Annotated in this window: 11 protein-coding genes and 2 pseudogenes; 6 read left to right on the top strand and 7 right to left on the bottom strand. The window is 44.0% G+C overall.

Annotated features, from left to right (window positions below):
• Nucleotides 1–91: 91 nt before the first annotated feature.
• The 4 genes and pseudogenes from OCW38_RS03285 to OCW38_RS03270 form a co-directional block, all read right to left on the bottom strand.
• On the bottom strand, nt 92–3,208 hold the full coding sequence (locus OCW38_RS03285; protein WP_016794555.1) for a beta-galactosidase: 3,117 nt from the start codon (nt 3,206–3,208) through the stop codon (nt 92–94).
• A gap of 171 nt (nt 3,209–3,379) precedes the next feature.
• A pseudogene (locus OCW38_RS03280) lies at nt 3,380–4,605 on the bottom strand (ABC transporter substrate-binding protein).
• A 186-nt stretch (nt 4,606–4,791) separates the two neighbouring features.
• Nucleotides 4,792–5,643: a carbohydrate ABC transporter permease gene (locus OCW38_RS03275; RefSeq protein ID WP_010436280.1), complete on the bottom strand. Its 852-nt coding sequence runs from the start codon at nt 5,641–5,643 to the stop codon at nt 4,792–4,794.
• Complete coding sequence (locus OCW38_RS03270) at nt 5,643–6,563, bottom strand: carbohydrate ABC transporter permease (RefSeq protein WP_010436277.1); 921 nt, start codon at nt 6,561–6,563, stop codon at nt 5,643–5,645. Before OCW38_RS03270 ends, OCW38_RS03275 begins: the two co-directional genes overlap by 1 nt.
• Nucleotides 6,564–6,859: 296 nt before the next feature.
• On the opposite strand from OCW38_RS03270, the gene OCW38_RS03265 reads away from it, so the two are divergent.
• Both OCW38_RS03265 and OCW38_RS03260 read left to right on the top strand, forming a co-directional pair.
• Nucleotides 6,860–7,942 carry an ABC transporter ATP-binding protein gene (locus tag OCW38_RS03265; protein WP_050612628.1) on the top strand — a complete coding sequence of 361 codons (1,083 nt, stop codon included), beginning with the start codon at nt 6,860–6,862 and terminating at the stop codon, nt 7,940–7,942.
• Nucleotides 7,943–8,225: 283 nt separating this feature from the next.
• Complete coding sequence (locus OCW38_RS03260) at nt 8,226–9,566, top strand: MATE family efflux transporter (RefSeq protein ID WP_016791864.1); 1,341 nt, start codon at nt 8,226–8,228, stop codon at nt 9,564–9,566.
• 97 nt (nt 9,567–9,663) lie between these two features.
• On the opposite strand, the gene OCW38_RS03255 is transcribed toward OCW38_RS03260, so the two are convergent.
• Together OCW38_RS03255 and OCW38_RS03250 are read right to left on the bottom strand one after the other, a co-directional pair.
• Nucleotides 9,664–11,358, bottom strand: a complete 1,695-nt coding sequence (locus tag OCW38_RS03255) for a solute:sodium symporter family transporter (protein WP_010436271.1) — start codon at nt 11,356–11,358, stop codon at nt 9,664–9,666.
• A 101-nt stretch (nt 11,359–11,459) separates the two neighbouring features.
• Complete coding sequence (locus OCW38_RS03250) at nt 11,460–13,562, bottom strand: alpha-galactosidase (RefSeq protein ID WP_261895084.1); 2,103 nt, start codon at nt 13,560–13,562, stop codon at nt 11,460–11,462.
• A 248-nt stretch (nt 13,563–13,810) separates the two neighbouring features.
• On the opposite strand from OCW38_RS03250, the gene OCW38_RS03245 reads away from it, so the two are divergent.
• Nucleotides 13,811–14,878, top strand: coding sequence for a LacI family DNA-binding transcriptional regulator (locus OCW38_RS03245; RefSeq protein ID WP_010436267.1), 1,068 nt, complete (start codon nt 13,811–13,813; stop codon nt 14,876–14,878).
• Between the two features lie 243 nt (nt 14,879–15,121).
• On the opposite strand, the gene OCW38_RS03240 is transcribed toward OCW38_RS03245, so the two are convergent.
• The gene (locus OCW38_RS03240) at nt 15,122–16,036 is read right to left on the bottom strand and encodes a LysR family transcriptional regulator (RefSeq protein ID WP_016787777.1); all 915 of its coding nucleotides are present in this window, start codon (nt 16,034–16,036) and stop codon (nt 15,122–15,124) included.
• A 101-nt stretch (nt 16,037–16,137) separates the two neighbouring features.
• Here OCW38_RS03240 and chrA point away from each other — a divergent pair, with 101 nt between their 5' ends.
• From chrA to OCW38_RS03225, 3 genes and pseudogenes are all read left to right on the top strand, one after another.
• Entirely contained in the window at nt 16,138–17,283 is a 1,146-nt protein-coding gene (gene chrA, locus OCW38_RS03235) for a chromate efflux transporter (RefSeq protein ID WP_261895081.1), read from the top strand.
• A gap of 23 nt (nt 17,284–17,306) precedes the next feature.
• Nucleotides 17,307–17,750: pseudogene (locus tag OCW38_RS03230) on the top strand (helix-turn-helix domain-containing protein); the annotation flags it as partial.
• A gap of 87 nt (nt 17,751–17,837) precedes the next feature.
• Entirely contained in the window at nt 17,838–19,526 is a 1,689-nt protein-coding gene (locus tag OCW38_RS03225; protein WP_261895079.1) for an AMP-binding protein, read from the top strand.
• Nucleotides 19,527–19,871 lie beyond the last annotated feature (345 nt).

The raw sequence follows: 19,871 nt of genomic DNA, 5'->3' as shown, positions 1-19,871 counted from the left end.
CTCCCATTTGGTGAGTACCTTTTTTATGACTAAATAACAAGCTCTTAGACTATTTGGCCTACCATGATCCTTTTACTCTATTCACTGTACGTTAGCCTATGTCACCACAATGGAAGCGCACCTGATAATGGTAATGCTCTTTCAATAATTTGAACTCATCATGGACACTGGGCGTCCATGAGTCATCGCCACCGACGCCCATATGGAAGCCATCCACATAAACAAACAGCTGTTCTTGTTCTGTTAAGTCACAAGTATGCTTTGCCTTCTGTAACTGCTGTAACCCAAAACGACTGACTGAGAAATGGAAGTCTCCTTGCAATTCAAATGCTCCCATTTTTGCGTCACGAACATCACAACGCAAGCCACAATCAGAAGGAAAAATATACGGGGTATGCATTCGTTCAATGCTCTGCTGATATCGCCCCATATGGGCTGACATTTTTCGGTCTGGGTAATTTTCGTGTGGCCCACGACCAAACCATTCCACACCATCAGGCACATGGTTCAAAGCAAACTCAAAACCGACTCGTGGCAGAGAAGGCAAACCTTTCGCTGCTTGAACATGCACTTCAATGTTCACTTCACCATCAGCAAACAGTTGATATTGCCACGTAGAGAGCAAACGTACTTGCCCCTCAACTAAGTGGGCAATTCTTGCAGTCACTGACACCGAGTTTTGCTGAGTAGAACATGAAAATTCGATGCATTCTGGAGTGAGCTTGTCTAACTTCATCGCCTGCCAGCGGGCTATCCATGAATTAGGATCGACTCGGTTTGCTTCACTGACACCGATATCGTTGTCTAATGGTGCACGATAAAAGTTATCTCGAAGGCCACTAGCAAGTTGTTCCACCCCTTTGACTTTCCAGCTCTCTAATGTCCCAGATAATCTGTCGAACTCTACTTGATAAGCATCTCCAATCACCGTCAGCAGCGCGTCGGTTTCAGTCACTTTTGGTGGAAATTGAGAGAGGTTGGCATCCAACATCAATTGCGGCTGAGTGGGTAAGGTAAGCTGTTCAATCGCCGTCACATGACCTTTATTCGCCCATGCAGTATTGGTGTTTAATACCACTTCTAGATTGAGGTAATTTAGCGCGTTGGCCGTATGAGGAATAGTCACACCATTAAGTTCTATCTGGACACTCTCGCCCGCATCAACCATCAATTCGATACAACCATCGCACGTGACCACACCATTCTGGGTAACCGTCCAATTCAACGTTTCAACCCTGCTGGTCACAAATAGGTGTTCGCTGTGTACTTCAATCACCAGTGGTGATGCAGACACCAGCTTGAACTGATAAAACTGTTGCGCCTTTTTCACTTCATGCAGCGTTGGATGTACCGTTCTGTCTGGGAATACCAAACCATTAATGCAGAACTGGCGATCATTAATCTCGTCGCCGAAATCACCACCATAGCCCCAATATTGTGTGCCGCTCGAATCGGTTTTGGTGATCCCTTGATCGACCCAATCCCAGATAAATCCGCCCTGTAATCTTGGGTTGTCTCTAAACGCCTGCCAGTATTTATCAAAGCTACCCAGACTGTTCCCCATTGCATGGGCGTACTCACAGAGAATAAGAGGACGGTGCTCGTTTGGTAGAGCGATCGCTTTGCGAATACCCACGCGAGGTGTCACTTCAGGTTGACTCTCAACCACAGGTAAATCCCAATCAACCCGCGCATACATAGGACATAAAATATCGGTCGCTGCTGTATCAGCACCGCCACCTTCATACTGAACGGGACGTGTTGGATCAGCTTGCTTCACCCATTGATACATCGCATGGTGATTACGACCAATCCCCGACTCATTACCCAACGACCAAATGATCACGCTGGCGTGGTTTTTATCGCGTTCCACTAGCCTTGTCATTCGTCTCATGTACGCATTCAACCACGACGAATCATTAGACAGTCGACACATCGGAAACTGACCATGGGTTTCCACATTCGCTTCATCTACCAGATACAGGCCATACTCATCACACAGTTCATACCATAATGGGTGATTAGGATAATGAGCGGTTCTAACGGCATTGAAGTTATTTTGTTTGAGCAGTTTGATGTCTTGAATCATCCCTTCACGCGTCATGGTGTGACCCAATTCAGGGTGATGTTCATGGCGATTCACACCACGAATCAGCAACGACTTACCGTTAACTTTGAGCAAACTATCGGTAATTTCAACACATCGAAATCCGACATCGTAAGCCTCACAATCGACAAGCTCATCATGTTTATTGAGCAATGACACCACACAACGATATAAGTAGGGTGACTCGGCACTCCACTTGTTCGGATTCACGACCGAAAGGCAGTGCTCTGCGACTTCACACCAAGGCCCTTTCTCATCCACAACTCGCTCACCAAAGCCCACGATTTGAGGTTCACAAACCAACTGTCCTTGAGCATCATAAAGTTCAGCTTTCAGCTTATCGAAGCCTTCTACATCATTACTGTGCTTGGTTATTTGCGTAGAAATATTTAAAACCGCATCGCGATAGCAAGCATCTAGCTGAGTCTCAATACCAACATCCTCGATTGCGACCTTGGGCTTTCTCAATAAAGTCACATCACGGAAGATGCCGCTGAGCCACCACATATCTTGGTCTTCAAGATAGGAACCATCAGACCAACGCAGCACCATGACAGCTAGCGTGTTCTCGCCTGCTTGTAAGTATTCAGACACGTCAAATTCAGCCGGTAATCGACTGTCTTGCGAATAGCCAACCCACTTGCCGTTGCACCACAAATGAAATGCAGAATTCACGCCATCAAAGGTCAGCCTATGGGTATCTAATAGCTCCGGTTCCGTGCAGTTAAAATGCGTGCGGTAGAGTCCTGTCGGATTATCACTAGGGACGAAGGGAGGGTTATCAGCGAAAGGATATTTCACATTGGTATAGATCGGTTTATCAAAGCCTTGCATCTGCCAGTTGCTTGGCACCGCGATCGACTTCCATGAGGAATCATCAAAATGTTCAGAGACAAACTCTTCGCAGACCAACTCCGGCGAATCGAACAGCTGAAACTTCCAAACCCCATTGAGAGACAAGGTGCGTGACGAGTTCTTCCCCACAGCCTCTGCCAACGAGGTGTAACCATTCAAAGGAGCATGAGCCTCAACAACGTTATGATGAGTGATGTGTTGGTTTTCCCATTCGCGGGCAGAGATGATCTGAGAGAAAGTTCTCATTAAGTGTTCCTTACGATAAACCGAATATAGTGAATCATTGCAAGTAGTACTAGGCAGGTTGTAATGGGTGCCTCTAGTGCTCAAAACGAGGAACACTAATCAAATAACACTAACAATGACAAACTGAAAAGGAAAAGAGCCGCAGCAAGAGTCGCTGCGGCAGATAACGTATTACTTAAAGGTACGCTTGCTCACCTTATCGAGTTTCTTCAAGATTTTTTCGATTCGGTCTGGGTGAACCATAAACTCTTGGAAGCCTTTCATGCCCTCTTTGGCCATCGCGGGATCGGTATCACGGTCATAAAACTGAGCCGTACCTTCGGTAGAAGAGAGCATCGCAACGCCTTTGTCCAAGAACGGATCAGATTTCGCTTTGGCTTTGTTGTTAGTTGGGATTTGCAACAGCATCTCATTGATTAGCTGCTGATTTTCTGCACGTGCAACAAACTCTAAGAACTTACGCGCGTCTTCTTTGTTCTTCGCTTTTGAAGGAATATGTAGCGTATCCATTGGTGCATCTTCAGACATAGGTACGCTTGAGTCGATCACAGGGAATTGGAAGAAATCCATTTTCCCATCCAACTCTTCAGGGAAGTTTGGCGTGATAAAGTTACCCATTAGGTGCATCGCCGCCTTGCCGTTATACAAGAACGGTTGAGCTTCCTGCCAAGAATAAGAGGCGTGGTTTTCTAGGTAGTAACCCGGTTCAACAAGTTCAGCCCAATTAGCAAAGGTTTTCTTAACACGTTCATCAGAATAAGACACCTTGCCTTCCATCAACTGAATATGAAAATCCAAGCCGTTAGTACGCATGTTGATGTAATCAAACCAACCTGCCGCGGTCCAAAGATACTTAGTACCGATCGCAAACGGTGCTACCCCATTTTCTTTGAGCGTGCTGATGCGGATTTCAAGTCATCCCAAGTTTTAGGCTCACCGATACCATATTGTTCAAAGATGTCTTTACGATAATAAATACCCCATTGGTAATACGTATATGGCACACCAAACTGCTTACCTTGCACTGTCATCGCAGGAGCGGCAGCCGCAAAGTCTTGCTTCATGTTGTTGTCTGTCCAAATATCGCTCACATCTTCGAACAGACCACGGTCAACAAAGGCTTTCATTCGGTTACCCGCATACCAGAAAACCACATCAGGCGGCGAAGTGACCAACCAATTACGAATCGTTGTTTTGTACGACTCGTGATCGTACAAATTGTACTTCACCGTAATGTCGGGGTTTTCTTTTTCAAAGCGATTGATGATCTCACCCCACGCTTCTTTCGGCGCTGGATCGGAAGCATCAGAGTTGATGACTAAGGTTCCTGCAAACGCGGTTGTAGAAACGGAGGCGGCAAGCACTGCTGTGGCAGCGATATGTTTCACGTATTTCATATTGAGGTCCTTGTTATGGAGCTAAGCTCTCTAAGTCCAATTCTTATAGTTTTGTCTTGTAGGGTTTTCGTGCCTTTTTTACTCTTATAGTGAATCCAAGTTGGATCTATTCAGTTAAGGCGGCTAACGTCGAGCCACCTTACTTGATTCTGTTTAAGTCTCCTTTCACCATTCTAGAAGAACGTTTTATCCTTTCGTTGCTCCCAATGTTAGGCCTGCAATAAAGTGTTTCTGCATAGTAAAAAACAGAACCACTGGTGGAATGGCTGCCACTACCGCACCAGCAGACATAAATTGCCAAGATGCTAACCATTGGCCTTGCAGTGAACTAAGACCAGCAGTCACAGGGCGGACTTCGTCGCTCTGAACCAATACCAACGCCCAGAAAAAGTCATTCCAAATAAAGGTAAACACCAAGACTGCTAACGCCGCTAATGCAGGGCGAACCAGAGGCAGTACCACGTGCCAAAATATTTTCCACTCACTGACTCCTTCAACTCGTGCTGCTTCAATCAAAGCATCGGGAATACCAACAATAAAGTTACGCATGAACAAAGTGCAAAAACCGGCTTGGAAAGCGATATGGAAGAAAATCAGCGCCCAATGAGTATCGTATAAACCCAATCCAATGGTTAAATCACGCACTGGAATCATCAAAATTTGGAACGGAACAAAGTTGCCCGCGATAAACATCGCAAAGATCCAAACATTGGCTTTGAAGTTGTATTTCGCCAAGGCGTACCCAGCCAAAGTCGAAAGAGCGACAGCCCCTGCGACCGCTGGCAATGTAATAATCAAACTATTGATTAAGTACTGCCCCATCGAGGTCGAGGTAAAAACTTGGGTGTAGTTCTCAATGAACTGAATCTCGTTCGGCCACCCCCAGTAGTTACCCTTATTGATATCATCCATCGAGCGAATCGATGTCATCATCACAGCAATAAGTGGCAGTAACCACATCACTATCGAGATAGGTAGCGCGACTCGGTAACTGATATTAGTAAAGCGACCGGCTTTTTGAATTGGTTGCGGGAACATTATTTTTCACTCCTTAACATGCGCCACAAGAAGTAAGCGATATAGACATCCATGATCAGAAACAGCACCACGGAAACCGCGGCTCCGTAACCCATTCGATAGTTAAAGATCGACTCTTCATACATTTGATACGCCAGTACCGTCGAGCTTCCCCAAGGTCCACCCGCCGTCATGGTTGCCACTAAATCGAAAGAACGCAGGGCACCAATCACCGTCACCACAACAGCAATAAATGTCGCCGGTCTTAATTGCGGCAATACCACATACCACAACATCCGCCACTTCTTCGCCCCATCAAGGCGAGCGGCTTCTAGCTGTTCTGGATCTAGGTTATTCAAACCCGTTAAATACAAGATCATGCAGTAGGAGATTTGTGGCCATAAACCAGCGGCAATAATTCCATAAGTCACATAATCTTCATCGGCGAGAATCGAAATAGGTTCAATACCAAACGCACCTAATGCAATGTTAAAAAGACCAAATGACGGGTCATAGAACCAAGCAAATACAAGGCCGACCACCACTTGAGAAATAACAAACGGGAAGAAAAATAGGGATTTGACGACACGAATACCTCTCACTTGTTGGTTTAGAAAAAGGGCAATCGCCAAGCCACAAGGTGGCGCAAGCATAAAGAAGATCAACCAAAGGAAGTTATTCGTTAGAGAAGTGTAGAAAGCCTCGGAATCAAACAGTTCACGATAGTTTTCCAGCCCTACCCACTCTTTTTCACCTAGCCCATCCCATTCAAAGAAGCTAAGCCAAATACTGTCCAAGATTGGATAGATAACGTAGAGAGAGAAGATAGCGATAGCCGGGGCTAAGAACAGCCAAGGCGACACCTTAGAGCTTATGCGTCTTTTCTTCTTCGCTGACGGGGTGCGATTTTGTGGGTATATCGTTTTCACAGATTGCTCCATTTCCCGAAATTCCTTGTCTTCAAAGCTTCATTTACTATTTGGTCAATTTCCACCTAGATTTCTAAATTTCATCTAGCAACTCAGCATTTATAATGATTACGTTCAAATATTAGGCTTATTGATAACATTACGCACAGTTATGTTTTATTTTTGTAAACGTTTCCACAAAAAACACTACAGATCGTTAAATTTATATGACTCGGATCAATAAATCATGCGAGGCATCTAACAAATTTCTGATGAAAGCGTATGTTTTAAAGGCAAAGTGATGTAGTCCAACGAAGCAAGGAGAGAGCATGGCTGATATCAGCTTAAAACAGGTCATCAAACGATATGGTGATGTTCAAACGATCCATGGTGTTGATCTAGAAATAAATAATGGCGAGTTCGTCGTATTCGTTGGTCCGTCTGGTTGTGGTAAATCAACCCTCTTACGCTTAGTTGCTGGCTTGGAAGAGATTACTGAAGGTGAGATCCATATCGGTGATGATCTTGTAAACGATGTCGATCCTGCCGAACGTGGTGTCGCAATGGTATTTCAGTCTTATGCCCTTTATCCGCACATGACTGTTGAAGAAAACATGGGCTTTGGCCTGAAAATGAACGGGGTCGCCAAGGAAGTCGTCGAGAAACAGGTCACGGGCGCAGCCAAAACGCTTCAGTTGGAACCTTTATTGAAACGTAAACCTAAAGAATTGTCAGGTGGACAACGTCAACGTGTTGCTATTGGTCGAGCAATTGTTCGTAACCCGAGAGTGTTCTTATTCGACGAACCTTTGTCTAACCTAGATGCAGAACTCCGTGTCGATATGCGCTTACAAATCGCCAAATTACATCAAGATCTGCAAAATACCATGATCTATGTAACGCACGATCAAGTGGAAGCCATGACGCTTGCCGACAAAATAGTCGTACTTAGAGATGGCCGAGTTGAACAAGTTGGTTCGCCACTCGAACTGTATCACTCTCCTCAAAATGAGTTTGTGGCCGGCTTTATTGGCTCCCCGAAAATGAACTTCTTACCTTGTTTGGTCAATAACATCTCTGAGACTCATGCTCAACTGACCGTAAATGGCTCGAGTAAAATTACTCTACCACTGCCAAGTGGTGGCCTTGCAGAAGGGCAAAAACTCACTCTCGGTATTCGACCTGAACATTTAGAGATTAATGGCGAGTCGGATATCACCATTGAGTTCCAGAGTGAGGTCGTAGAAAGGCTAGGCAACAGCACTTATATGTTTGGTCAGTCTTGTGGTGTAGACAGCTTTAAAGTTCATCTGCCCGGAGATCAAGAGGTCACTCGCTATCAGTCTCTCAATCTAAATTTCTCATCAAAAGATTGTCATCTGTTTGATGCTGAAGGGCAGAGAATTAATTAAGCGTTTAAAAACGGTAAAGCTAGCTGATGTTGCTCGCTTTACCGCTTCATTTCAAACTCACTTCTTGTGCCACTTTTTAGTCGTTAAACGCTTCCACTTTATTCCTCTTTACCTTATGAAACATCTCTCAAAAGTTTCATAACTCACACTTAAATGTTGGCCTCTGAAGGCTTATTCGAACTTTATTTACCCTTAATAGCTATCCGGACATTAATTTGATAGTCGTTTACTAAATAATCGCTAAACTATAGTGTCGCCTCTACCCCCTTTTGAGAAAACCTAAATGCCTACTGCTGATTCCACCCTAAATAAACGCATGGGAATCGTTGCGCTCACCTGGCCAATTTTTATCGAAGTTCTTTTAAGAACAGCCCTCAACACCAGTGATGTCTTCATGCTATCTGGATACTCAGACAAAGCCGTGTCTGCCGTTGGTGTTATCTCTCAGATATCTTTTTTCCTGATCATCGTCTCGACCATGGTCAGTAGTGGAACTGGCATATTAATCGCGCAATACAACGGTGCTTCTCGCGACGAAGAGAGCGCTCATGTGGGTGTGGCGAGTATTGTATTAGCCATCATTACAGGCCTGTTACTGAGCATTATCGCCACTCTTGGCGCTGAGTATTTTATCCCTCTTTATCAACTTGAAGCTCAAGTGGAACAATACGCTCAAGAGTACCTATTTATCAGCGGTGCTCTCACCTTTAACGTGACGATTGGCGTTGTGCTAACGACGATTCTGCGCAGTCATGGCTACTCTAAGTCACCGATGATCATCAACTTAATAGCAGGTGTTATTAACGTACTGGGTAACTATTGCGTGTTGTACCAACCTTTTGGCCTACCAGTGTACGGTGTACAAGGCGTTGCTGCATCAACGGTCATTAGCCAAATGATTGGCCTATTGATCTTAATCGGTGTTGTAAGAAATAAAGGAATAGACTTACCTCTTAAGCAGTTCAAATTCGTACCTAAAGCTATCTATCAAAAAATCATTAAGATCGGCTCAATGAATGCGGGTGAGGTACTGTCTTACAACATGGCGCAAATCACAATTACCTTCTTCATAGTGCAGATGGGAACCTCGTCATTGGCGGCGTTCACCTATGCACAAAACATCGCACGTCTCTCTTTTGCGTTTGCTTTAGCTATCGGCCAAGGGAGCCAAATTCAAACAGGCTACTACATTGGAAAGGGCTGGATAGATGAAATTACGAGCCGGGTACAACGCTACTTTGTGGTTGGCTTCATCGCCTCAACTAGCATAACTTGTATGGTCTATATTTTCCGTTTTGAGATCCTAGATCTATTCACTCAAGATCCTGAAATCATCGCCCTTGCTGCATTACTTATTGCCGGGTCAATCTTGTTAGAAGCTGGCCGTGTTTTTAACCTGATCTTCATCTCATGTCTAAAAGCGACAGGCGACATTAAGTTCCCTGTAAAGATGGGAGTATTGAGCATGTGGGGCATTGGGGTTGCAATGAGCTATTTGCTTGGTGTGCACTGGGGCTACGGTGTATTTGGTGCCTGGATGGCTATCGCGATGGACGAATGGTTCCGAGGAATCATCATGGCGTATCGTTGGCGAGCAAAGAAATGGATTCGATTCTCATTCTAGAACATGAGTTTAGCGTTACATTTATCTTCATCAGATAGACAAACGCCGCTCCTATTTTCAAGGAGCGGCGTTTTCGTTTTTAATGAATCGAACTCACCTACGCGGTCGCAAGTGCTTTCTTACGCTTTGCTAAGCGTGCTGCAATACCAAACAGCATCACAATGCCGCACACACCGTAGACTTGCATGATGGTTGGATCATCCGAGACAAAACCAACATCAGAGAACATCACGTACGCACCTAATACCATGTAGAGAATGATAGCCGAAGCTTCGAAACGGAACGCCCAAGGCGTAACATCAATGTTTTCATTTACAGGCATCACATAATCATCTTCACGTGGCATAAAGTAACCAATAATGAACATCAGCGCCGTACATACAACAAACAGAATCGCCAATTGGTGTAAGAAGTGAATAGGTGTTTTGAACACTAACTGCATCGCAGCGTATGAACTTACAAATACCACCAATGCCACTTTAGCCGCTAGAGCTGGCACACGTTTAGAGATGTAACCCACAAACACGATAGTGAAAATTGGCACACTGAAGAAGCCCGCTACCATTTGTAGGTATTGGAACAAACCTTCTGGTGCGTACATGATGAATGGTGCGATACATACCGAGATAATCGCGATCACAACGCCGAAGATACGGCCTTTACCCACCAGTTCTTCATCCGTTTTACCTTGACCAAACAAAGGTTTGTAGACATTCAATGCAAATAGAGTGGTCGAACTGTTAAGTACACCATTAAATGTACTTAGGATGGCACCAAACATAACCGCAACAAAGAAGCCAACTAAAGGCTTAGGTAATACTTCGTTTACCAAGCGCGTGTACATGGTGTCAGGGTTACCCGCATCAGCACCAAACATGTGAAAAGCGATGATGCCTGGAATGATTAGGAACAACGGAGAGATAACCTTAATCGCACCCGCAAGGATTACCCCTTTCTGACCTTCTTTTAAGTTCTTTGCACCTAATGCGCGTTGAATGATGGATTGATCCGTACCCCAGTAGTAAAGGTTCACAAGTAGAAGACCGGTAAACAAGGTTGAGAACGGCAGTGGATCGGTCTCAGTACCAACCGATTGCAGTTTCTCTGGCGCAGCGTACAACAGCGTATCTAAGCCAGCCCCAAAACTGCCATCACCTAGAGCCATCAAGCCAAAAACAGGGATCATCAAGCCGCCAATAATAAGACCAACACCATTAATAGTATCGGCAATCACAACCGCTTTGAGTCCACCATAAATCGCGTAAAAGAAACCAAGTAGACCGATCGTCGCTGAAATTAAGGCTATCGAGCTGAATTCTGAAATATTAAGCAGAGCTTGAACATCAAAGATCTCACCGAGAACAACGGCACCGGCATAAAGTGTGGTTGGCAAGATATTGATGACGTACTGGCACAAGAAAAGTAACGTCACAAACTTCTTCACCGACATGTCGTAACGACTCTCTAAGAAGTCTGGAATCGTCGTGATCCCTTGCTTGAGGTAACGCGGTACTAACATCAGAGCGATGATCACTAAGGTGACACCAGACGCTACTTCCCAACCCATGACACTCATGTTGTGGGTATAGGCTTGTGCGCTCATGCCAACAAAGCTAGTCGCGCTCAAGTTGGTTAAAATTAGGGAGCTGGCAATCAAACCACCGGTTAAGCTTCTTCCACCGAGAAAGAAACCGTCTTGTGAGGTGTTCTTGTCATTTTTAACTTTGTTGTAGGTAAACGCGACAACAAAACCAGTAAATAACAAGAATGACAGCAGAACTGTAATAGACATTTTGTTTTCCTTAAGTTTAGTTATTGCGGCAGCAATTCCTCGCTGCCGATTATATTTTTATATTTAGAATTTTATTTGTAGGGGGACTCAGAGTTAGCGCTTCATATCTTTTTCAGATGAACAATCAAGGCTGACTCTGGGTCTAGAATCGGTAAGGTCAATCCAATCTCCTTGAGGTTATCGCCACTCAGGGTTAACGTTTTGTCGAGCCATTGAGGGCGTTGTTTCATCAACTGGAAACTGGTTTTTGGCATGTCCACTAACTTCACTTGATACATCGCGTTGTCTTCCACGCAGCTAATACGAAGTGGCGAAGGCAGAGCATATTCAGGCATCGCTAATTGGCACACGGTGATCAGCATTTCATCGTCATTTTCAACGCCATAAATGTTCTGATTTTTGTCCGAAGGATCCATTCGGAAACTGCGGCCTGAATGCAAAACATGACGAAATTGCTTATGCAGTGAAATGTAATGTGAGAATGCTTGTTTCTCTTCCGGTGATTCTTTAACAGGGTCAAGCTCAACCCCCATATGCCCCATGAGTGCGGTTACACCACGCATATTGATGCTGTGACGACGGTTGGTTGAGTGGCATTCTGCTGGGCCGATGTGCGCCCCCATCACTTCTGGTGGGAAGAAGTAACTCATGCCTTTCTGAATGGCTTGGCGCTCTAAGGCATCATTACAATCCGATGCCCAGAAACGATGGGTTCGTTTTAGAATTTCAAAATCGATACGGCCGCCGCCCGAAGAACAAGATTCAATCTCGACTTCTGGGTGCGCTAGATTCAACTCATCAACAAGGCGATATAGCGCTTTAGTTTGACCATGCACCGCAGCCTTACCTTGATGCCCAGGTTGAACCAACTCTCGGTTCATATCCCACTTTAAATAAGTGATGTTGTACCGAGTCAGCAGCGCATTGAGGCGTTCATACAAATAGTTAAAACACGCTTCATTTTGTAGGTCTAACACGTACTGCCAACGGCCAGATGGTTGATGATACCCTTGTAAACCAAGCACCCAATCAGGATGATTTAGGTAAAGATTAGAATCTTGGCTTACCATCTCAGGTTCAACCCAAAGGCCAAACTCCATACCCTGTTGGTTTACATGTTCAATCACAGGCTCTAAGCCATTTGGATATTTCACCTCATCCAAATACCAGTCGCCCAGTGCGGTACGTTCACCATCACGCCCCACAAACCAACCATCATCAATAATGAAACGTTCAACGCCCATCACGCCCGCTTCCGTTGCCATCTTCATGATGCAGTCAGGCTTGTGATCAAAATAGATCCCTTCCCATGTGTTTAAATGAACGGGACGAGGTTTTTCGGTTGGGAATTTAATAATGTTGTCGCGAACAAATTGCTGAAAACGCTGAGCAATACCGTTCAAGCCCGAATTGCTGTAACAACCATAGAGCCAAGGTGTCTGATAAGTAGCCTCTGGTTCTAGAATCGATTCACCCGCTAGCAATAACTCTCCCGCTTGAACAAAGCGGCGACCATCACTACGAACATCCGCGCGCATTTGGTGGTTACCGCTCCAGCCCAAATGAAATCCCCATACCAAACCATGTTGCTCTGAGAACCCTTGAGTCCCTGCAAACATCCCCGGAAAATTCTCGTGAGATGTGCGACCACGACGGTTTTCTTGCATGAAGCCACCGTGTTCAAAGCGCTGACGTTGCGTTTGGAACTCATGACACCAACGGCCATGGAACGTCATGAGTTCGTTAGCATGATTCGGTAACGGCAGCGTTGAAGACAGCTTATTCAGGTAGTATTTGTTGCTGCCTTTATTGATGACGGTTACACGCTTTTGGACGACGTCAGATTCGAAATCCAGTTTGATCTCAACCTTAATCTCCAGCAGAGTAACCTTGTCTTCAAGGAGGAAACTCACTTCTTGATCTTGAGCATCGTAACGAACGGTCTTAAAGACGGGAGCCCAATCAAGCCCTTCTCTATGACCTTCAATGCCTGGAGCGTTAAAGTGCCCACTGCCTAACTCAGGACAAAGAGAGAGAGGCACATCCACATCAAGTCGAGCTTGGGAAATCGGTCTCTCTGTCGAAAGCAGAAGATCTTCATCAATACTTGCGATCTTTGCTCCCCAATGCAAAACCTCTGGAACACGCCCGGATTTAATGATCAAACTATGATTTTTACTCTTTAAGTGAATAAATTCGTTCATTACTAATCTCTATTGTTTTCGTAAACATAATATAAAAATAATAGTGAACTCATAACGCCAAATTAATATCTAAAATCGACAAAAACGTGATTTAAATTGTCTTTAACATTCGAAAAATTTGCACAAGATCGACTGTTTACGGAAACATTTTTAATGTTTTAAAAGACATTTATTTGAGAGTGCGCAGAGTTTAGTTTGGTAAATTTCGGTAGGCTTATTTCACCCTAAAATATTCGATGAGTAGAGCGATGAGTATCACCTTTAAAGACGTAGCAAAACTGGCAGGGGTATCCACCCAAACAGTATCTCGAGTAACCAATGGCTCACAAGACGTCGCGGAATCCACCCGCAATAAGGTTAACGCCGCCATAAAGCAACTTGGCTATGTGCCCAATAAAGGTGCTCAAATGCTCAGTCGAGCCAAGTCCACCAGCGTTGGCTTAGTCACTCTCGATATGGCCTTACACGGTGCCGCAATGATCGCAAATGGTGTGCGAATGCAGGCTCACGATATGAGTTATGGCGTTGCTTTCTCTGTTGTTTCCGAGCCCAACCTCGCGAATACCCGAGAGGCAATTCGTGAACTGATAGCCCAACAAGTCGACAGCATCATTCTCAATGTGCCTTTAAAGAGTGCCGATGCAGAATTGTTAGTGGATCAATATCAACACCTCAACCTCATTTTCATTGATGTTCCTTCTAACAGCCAAGTGAACTATGTTTGTGGTGACCATGCGGAGGGAGCAAAACTGGCGGCTCAACATCTACTTGAGAGCGGACGAACGGACTTTTTGTTGATCACAGGTCCGAACGAATCCAGCGCCTCAAAGATTCGTCATCAAAGTTGGTTAGCCGCGTTATCAGATGCAGATAGTAAGGTGAAGTATCAATATCAAGGAAACTGGCAAGCAGAAAGTGGTTATCTTGGCGTTCGAGAAGCTGTCGCTAAACAAACCCGATTTGATGCCGTGCTAGTCGCAAGTGACCAAATGGCGTTAGGAGTATTACGCGCGCTACAAGAACTGCAAATCAAAGTGCCCGAAAAAGTCGCGGTCGTCGGCTTTGATGGCATCGAAGACAGCGCTTTTTTTAACCCGCCACTCACCACAATCAAACAAGACTTTACCACGATAGGTCGACAGGCTGTGGTTATTGCAGAGAAGCTCAGCGCGAACTCACAAGATGCCCTATTACAGCAACATATTGAAACTCAACTGATTCACAGAGAGAGTAGCCAATCTAAAGTCACTGCTCACTATGAAAAACAACAGATAGAACAACTATTGAGTAAAATTCACAGCTTACTGCCTGAATAGATGTTAGGGAAAAGAAAAAGCGCTAGGGGGAGCTAGCGCTTCAAGACCAACTAAGTCCGTTTAGCCTGGTAGTTTTTTAAGCTATATCATAAGGATATAACCATTTTTTTACTTAGGTAAATCAAAAAGCCTATTCTTTACGACTGCTTTGAGTCGTAAATTAAGTATAGTCGGATTCTTATAATAAATCGGATTTTTCTAAAATTAATTTATATAAAATTGAAGACTACCCTGCACTATAGACTATTCGGAAATCACAGAAGAGATCGCATTCACAATCAATTTTCTAAGTCGCTTATTTTTATCATCTAAATGTTTAGCCTTTCTATAAACAAGCTGTATATCAAAATCCGGAACATCAATAGGTGGTTTCACCGCCAGCAAAGTTTCTTCGCTGCGCGCGACTAGCTTGGGGACAATACACAACAATTCTCTCCCACGAATCAATCGCTTTACTGTTAAAAAATTACTTGAGGCTATAGCGACCTGTCGACTAAAACCCACTTCTGCCAGTCGACTATCAACGCCCGTTTTTAAATCACCAGAAGGCGACACAAGTGCATGCTCCACAGAAACAAATTGCTCTAAAGACATAGGTAAATCAATAGACAAGACCGATTTATCAAACAAGCAAACATGTTCCTCAGTGTATAAATGCTTTGTTCGATAATGCTTTGGTACCTGACCAAAACTACCGATCGCAATGTCGAGTTTGGCATCTTCAAAAAGTTGTTGATAGTTGCTCCGGTTTACATTGAACAACGCGACTTGGGAGTAAGGAGAAGATTGCTTAATAAGGTCAAACAATATTGGAGCGAACATCTGCTCAGCATAATCAGTGAGACCAATCTTCCAAGTCCCTTTATAAGTCGCGGCATCAAACGATTTAGACAGTAACACCTCCAACTGAATAGTATTGAGTAAAGTCTCTACCGTACTGGATAATTCGATGGCTCGATCGGTCGCCTCCATCCTGCTACCAACACGCTCAAACAAAGGGTCATCAAACAACTTTCGAAGCCGTTGTAAACTATGACTCATTGCTGACTGGCTGACATAACAACGTTCAGCTGCCTTGCTAACGCTATTGGTTTTATACAGCGCCTGTAATGCAATCAACAAGTTAAGGTCGATCCCTTTCCAGTTAAAATCAGCCATAAAACAAAACCTATATTATTCATAGTTATAATTAAAACAATTAATTTGAATCATAGTTTAACTCCACCTAAATTACGCTAAACATTTATCTGGAATCGATCATGCTTTCAATTTTTAAAACCTTTTTCTGGCTTGGCTGGATTAGCTTCGGTGGACCAGCGGCGCATATTGGCTACTTCCGTAAAACATTTGTTGAGAAACTGAATTGGTTGTCCGACGAAGAGTACGGGCAAATAGTCGCACTCAGTCAGTTTCTACCGGGCCCAGGTTCAAGCCAAGTTGGCTTTGCGGTTGGCTACAAAAAAGGGGGCTTGACTGGTGCGATAGCTGCTTTTATCGGCTTCACATCCCCATCGGTCATTCTGATGCTGATATTGGCTTTAGTGAGCAACCAACTATTGGAAGCGCCGTTGTTCAACTCAATCATCCACGGACTAAAGCTGCTCGCAGTTGTGGTTGTAGCTGACGCCACTTTCGGCATGTATAAAAACTTTTGCCAATCAAAGATAGCAACAGCATTGTGTGTGATTACAGCGATTGTCCTGCTGTTAATTCCAGGGATCTGGCCGCAAATTTTTGTACTTCTGTTTGCAGCTATCATTGGCAGCACGTTTTTGACTTCACAAGAGTTAAAGACAGTCCCATCGACACATAAGATATCCATAACGCCGCTTGTTATTTTTGTAGCACTATTGGTTGGTTTACCTCTGTTCAGTGCATATTCTCAAGGCATCGAAGTGTTTGGGTTATTTTACCAAGCAGGCAGCTTAGTCTTCGGTGGCGGTCACGTGGTTCTTCCGTTGCTACAGAATGGTATTGGCGACCAACTGTCTCAAGATACCTTCCTAACAGGCTATGCTGCTGCGCAAGCGGTTCCCGGCCCGATGTTTACGTTAGCTACTTACCTCGGTTATGTGTTAATGCCATCAGCACCGATTACAGGTGCACTGCTCGCAACAATTGCCGTGTTCTTACCGGGCTTCTTATTGCTACTAGGTGTACTGAAGAACTGGCAGGCAATTGCGAGCAAACCTTTGGTGGCTGGTGCTCTTACCGGTGTGAATGCAGCAGTTGTTGGTCTATTACTTGCAGCCCTGTATCAACCTATCTTCACCAGCGTAGTAAGTAGTGGCTTAGATTTCGCATTGATCATTGTTGGTGTTTGGCTATTGAAAACCGTGAAGATGCCGATTGTAGGTTTAGTTGGTACCTTTATCGCAGCTGGTGCGATGCTTAACTATTTATAATTAAGTACTTAAATACCAAACTGAGTAATCATCTGACCAGTACCTTTGAGCAACTTAAGCACAAAACGCAACATACCTTCGAGACCCATTTCGATCTCGACAGGGACATGAACAACAATCAACTGCCAGCCAAACTGTTTACTTCAGAAGTCGTCAACTTTGTTATGGACAACATAAACAAAGAGATCAGAGAAAAAGAAATTGCAGAAAAATGTCACTGTTCAACGACCTACTTTTCTAAAAAGTTTCATCTACACTTTGGAGTAAGCTTTAGGGACTTCGTGTGCGATAAACGAATCCTACTAGCAAAAAAATTGATTGAGGCAGATACCGAATCAAAAATAGCCGTTATCGCTTATCAATGTGGATACAAAGATGTCTCGTATTTCTCAAGAATCTTTAAGAAAAGAACAGGTGTGACACCTGCGAGCTATAGGCGTGCCTGCATGGATAACATAAAACGCTAATTTTACTCCCTAAAAGAAAAAATCATGGTACATTTAACATGATTTTAACAAAAAATAATAACTTAGCGAAAAACATGGAGTTAGACAATGATTCAGCCTAACGAGTTTAGCCAAGAAAAAGCAACAGCTCTCCCTACACCCAATGACATGATTTTAAGATGGGCAGAAGAACGTCCAGATGAAGTCTACTTAAAACAAATAATTAACCGCCAATTTGTTGAGTTCACTTATAAAGAAGTGGCCGACAAAGCACTAAAACTGGCATCAGCATTAGAGGGACTCGGAGCTCAACCCGGTGACCGAGTCGCTCTCGTGTCTAAAAACTGTGCAGAGTGGTTTATCTGTGACCTTGCCATGATGTTAGGAGATTTTGTCAGCGTCCCAATCTTTCCTACTGCTGGCACAGACACCATTCAGTATTGTATTGATCACAGTGAAAGTAAGATTGTGATTACAGGCAAACTTGATGATCCTGCGGCAACTCAAAAAGTACTCGATGACAATCCGAACTTAGTGAGCATTTCGCTACCATACGATAGCGCTGCGAAGTGCCAACACACTTTTGAACAGCTCATCGATACACACAAGCCATCAACCAAACGTCCTCAACATCACGATGATAAGCTAATGTCACTTGTCTATACGTCTGGTACATCAGGACTACCAAAAGGTGCTATGCTCACCTACGGCGCCTTTACGTGGTCTGTACAAAGTTTGATCGATCATATTGGTATTCAACCTGGCGATCGTTTGTTTTCTTATCTGCCGCTCGCCCATATCACAGAACGCGTTTATATCTTTGGCTCTTCAGTAGCCGGTGGTGTGGTCACCGCTTTCCCAGAGTCGTTAGACACATTTATTGATGATGTGAAAATGCACCGACCAACCTTGTTTATTTCAGTGCCTCGTTTATGGACTCTGTTCCAACAACGAATTCAAGATAAGTTACCGCAGAAAAAACTGAACTTTTTACTTAAAATCCCGTTTGTTAATAACATCATTAAGAAGAAACTGGCTGATGGTCTGGGGTTAGACCAAGCTCGCGTTCTTGGCTGCGGCTCAGCTCCGGTATCACCAGCTCTACTTGCATGGTATGAGAGTGTTGGCCTACACATTACCGAAGCTTGGGGAATGACTGAGTCTTTCGCCTACAGCACGATTAACTACCCGTTTAGAGCAGACAAAATTGGCACTGTAGGTAATGCTGGTCCGGGCATTGAACTCAAAATTGCAGAAGACGAAGAGATTTTAGTTCGAAGCAAAGGCATGTTCTCTGGTTATTACAAAAATGACATTGCAACTCAAGAATCTTTTAACTCAGAAGGTTGGCTTCATACGGGTGATATTGGTGATATTGACAGCGAAGGCTATTTAACGATTCGTGGGCGTAAGAAAGATACCTTTAAAACCGCGAAAGGCAAGTTTGTCGCTCCTGTACCAATCGAAAATAAACTCTTTGAGTACAGTCGTGTCGAAATGATGTGTTTGATAGGCTTAGGCTTACCTGGCCCTATCCTGCTCGTAGTGCCGCATGACTTCCCTAATTTTGATCGGGCTCGTTACGAAAGAACAAGCAAACGCGTCATTGAAAAAATGAACGAACAGTTAGCTTCGCATGAGAAGATCAAAGGCGTACTGATGATTAAAGAACCGTGGAGTATTGAGAATGGCGTGTTAACACCAACGCTTAAAATAAAACGACATATACTTGAGCAGAAATATCATGAGATCGGTCATAACTGGCCGAAAGATAAATTAGTGGTTTGGGAAGAATAGTCAAAATCGAGAAGGAGCCATTTTGGCTCCTTTTTTGTAAGCTTACATTATAAGTACTTAGTACAATCAACAGAATCACTACTCTTGCAATCTAAACCGACGTCATTTCTCATTAGATGACTTAACGATTACGAGCAAACAAGTTGGATGGAAATAGATATCTTTGATATAAGCATGACACCTAGCGTACAAGTTAACTTATGTTTTGATCCTAGCTCACCGAGGAAAGAGCGTATTGCGGCGTTTACTGAATGGCTACATGAAGAAGTTTCTGATATCTCAAAGATCTAGCGTTGGTTTTGGTGTAACTCTTCCTAAGAAGAAAGAGTTCGTCTGATCATCTGA

The sequence above is a fragment of the Vibrio cyclitrophicus genome (assembly GCF_024347435.1).
GTDB lineage: Bacteria > Pseudomonadota > Gammaproteobacteria > Enterobacterales > Vibrionaceae > Vibrio > Vibrio cyclitrophicus.
The sequence above is the reverse complement of the archived record's forward strand: the minus strand, read 5'-3'. Positions and strand labels throughout refer to the sequence as shown.

Coding starts and splice junctions, on each gene's coding strand:
- OCW38_RS03285 (WP_016794555.1), bottom strand. CDS start 3,208: ATGAGAACTTTCTCTCAGATCATCTCTGCCCGCGAATGGGAAAACCAA.
- OCW38_RS03275 (WP_010436280.1), bottom strand. CDS start 5,643: ATGTTCCCGCAACCAATTCAAAAAGCCGGTCGCTTTACTAATATCAGT.
- OCW38_RS03270 (WP_010436277.1), bottom strand. CDS start 6,563: ATGGAGCAATCTGTGAAAACGATATACCCACAAAATCGCACCCCGTCA.
- OCW38_RS03265 (WP_050612628.1), top strand. CDS start 6,860: ATGGCTGATATCAGCTTAAAACAGGTCATCAAACGATATGGTGATGTT.
- OCW38_RS03260 (WP_016791864.1), top strand. CDS start 8,226: ATGCCTACTGCTGATTCCACCCTAAATAAACGCATGGGAATCGTTGCG.
- OCW38_RS03255 (WP_010436271.1), bottom strand. CDS start 11,358: ATGTCTATTACAGTTCTGCTGTCATTCTTGTTATTTACTGGTTTTGTT.
- OCW38_RS03250 (WP_261895084.1), bottom strand. CDS start 13,562: ATGAACGAATTTATTCACTTAAAGAGTAAAAATCATAGTTTGATCATT.
- OCW38_RS03245 (WP_010436267.1), top strand. CDS start 13,811: ATGAGTATCACCTTTAAAGACGTAGCAAAACTGGCAGGGGTATCCACC.
- OCW38_RS03240 (WP_016787777.1), bottom strand. CDS start 16,036: ATGGCTGATTTTAACTGGAAAGGGATCGACCTTAACTTGTTGATTGCA.
- chrA (WP_261895081.1), top strand. CDS start 16,138: ATGCTTTCAATTTTTAAAACCTTTTTCTGGCTTGGCTGGATTAGCTTC.
- OCW38_RS03225 (WP_261895079.1), top strand. CDS start 17,838: ATGATTCAGCCTAACGAGTTTAGCCAAGAAAAAGCAACAGCTCTCCCT.